The 1,936-nt window shown below is 54.0% G+C and carries 3 protein-coding genes; all 3 read left to right on the plus strand.

Features of this window, described 5'->3' with window-relative positions; translation table 11 throughout:
* Window positions 1-267 precede the first annotated feature (267 nt).
* Window positions 268-741 carry an antitoxin Xre/MbcA/ParS toxin-binding domain-containing protein gene (locus tag DQ405_RS26710; protein ID WP_041015557.1) on the plus strand — a complete coding sequence of 158 codons (474 nt, stop codon included), beginning with the start codon at window positions 268-270 and terminating at the stop codon, window positions 739-741.
* A 112-nt stretch (window positions 742-853) separates the two neighbouring features.
* Complete coding sequence (locus DQ405_RS26715) at window positions 854-1,528, plus strand: DUF6088 family protein (protein WP_230697891.1); 675 nt, start codon at window positions 854-856, stop codon at window positions 1,526-1,528.
* Window positions 1,529-1,755: 227 nt separating this feature from the next.
* Window positions 1,756-1,936, plus strand: a 181-nt coding sequence (locus DQ405_RS27360; protein ID WP_241730241.1) for a hypothetical protein, incomplete at its 3' end; no start/stop codon positions are given.

The following is a 1,936-nucleotide window of genomic DNA, read 5'->3' on the forward strand; positions in this document are numbered from 1 at the left end:
CATTACACTTCACTTGTTCGGCGCAGCGGAGGTGGCTAGTTCCATCAGTTCTCGGCCAAGCGTCTTGCGACATCCGGCTGGCTGTCTCAATTAAGCCCCCTCGCTGAATCACATAACGCGGAGGGGCACGCTAATGGCGAGCTGGTGCGTGGTCGACACTGGTTCTGAGCAGAGCAATACTACATACCCGTGCACCTCTCAATGCTGAGCGCAGTGTGGATCAAGTGGAGCCAACGTCTTTTTATGTCGCATTTGGAGGAGTCCGCTATGGTTGCTTCCGGCACGCGTGTCGATAGGGTGGTGCTCGCCGTCCGCAAGCCTACGGAGTACCTCCTCCGTAGGGACCCTGCACTGCTCAGCCCGGTTATGGTCTATAAACTGACTGCCGAGGGCTTCGAGATAAAAGATGTGCAAGACATGATTTCGATTTCCGATCTCTACTCGGCGGAGAAGATCCTGAGCCGCATCGTTGGCAAATCCACTAGGACGATCCAACGACAGAGCAATGGTAATCAAACTGTGCGTCTCAGTTCCCTGCAGAGCGCCGTGGCCTTTCAATACGCGACGGTTCTGGAGCGCGCGACCAAAGTGTTCGGTACTCAAAAGCTAGCCGAAAATTGGCTGGGTCGGCCCTGCGGATATTTCGATGGAGAAATACCATTAGACGTTGTCGGCAATCCTGTGGGGTTTCAAGTAGTAAACGACTACCTAGAGCGCATTGAGTACGGGGTTTATCAGTAGGGTTCATTGCGCGGTCGGGCTCAAGCCACACACTGCACGTCGGGACCTTTTGCCTGACGGCTGGAGGGTGCGTCACTTTTTCTACCTGATTTGGGCGATTTGAAGGGTATTCATGTCTGTCGCAAAAGCTATCTCGAACAGAGTGAAGCACATGCGAAAAGGGCGGCCTTTTTCGCGCAAGGTTTTCGTGCAGGTAGGTTCTAGAGCTGCGGTTGATAAGGCGCTTACAAGCCTAGTCAAAGCAGGTCTTCTGGAGCGTGTAGCCCGCGGCATATATATGCGCCCAAAGATGAGCGGATACACCGGTCGCAGAGTGCGCCCCAATCTGCTGGACATTATGATGGTTCGTGCCAAGGCAAACGGCGAGACAATCCAGATACACGGAGCGGAGGCTGTTAGGAGATTGGGCCTCAGCACCCAAATGCAGGTCGTGCCGACCTACTACACCAGCGGTACGACCCGCGAGATAAAAGTTGGCAACGCGGTGGTTCGCCTCCAGCATGTCTCCAGCGCGCACCTCCAGCATGCCGGAACGAAGCTAGGAGCGGTTCTCATCGCTCTCTATTACTTAGGGAAAAAGGGATTGTCCGCCCAGGTAGTTTCCAAGATCACCGATACTATGAGCACAGAAGACTTGCATAAGCTCAAAGCTTGCAGAATGCCGGTATGGATGCGGTCGGCATTGCTGGTCGGGGTTAAAGCGACGCCGCCCCATGCTTCGGCCGCCCCGAAAGCGATCAACCTCAATGCAAACATTTGCCATCTTCAGAAATCCGTTGAGCGTTAGCAGTAAGCAACTATTTACGATGGGCGTCTATCAGCCAATTGCCGTCATTCGTTACTGGCTGCTAACGGCCATAAGCAATGGATGGACTCCCCCTCGCCTCGGCATCTGAGTGCCAGACTGGAGGTGCGAACCACAGTTAACAGCGAGAGGGAGTCCACACACGAAGCTTATGCGCATTGGGGTCGACTTGGCCAAGAACGTGTTTCAGGTACATGGAGTCGACTGCCATGAGAAACCGATTTGGCGGCAGCGCTTATAGCGAGAGCATTGGTTGCAAACACTGCTGGCGAAGACTGAACCATGTTGCGAGATCGGCATGGAAAATTGTGATGGTGCTCACCATTGGGCGCGGCAACTTGAGGCCCGTTGATTACCGGGTCAAGCTAATTGCATTTCAGTTCGTCAAAT

The organism is Pseudomonas sp. SST3 (assembly GCF_003325755.1).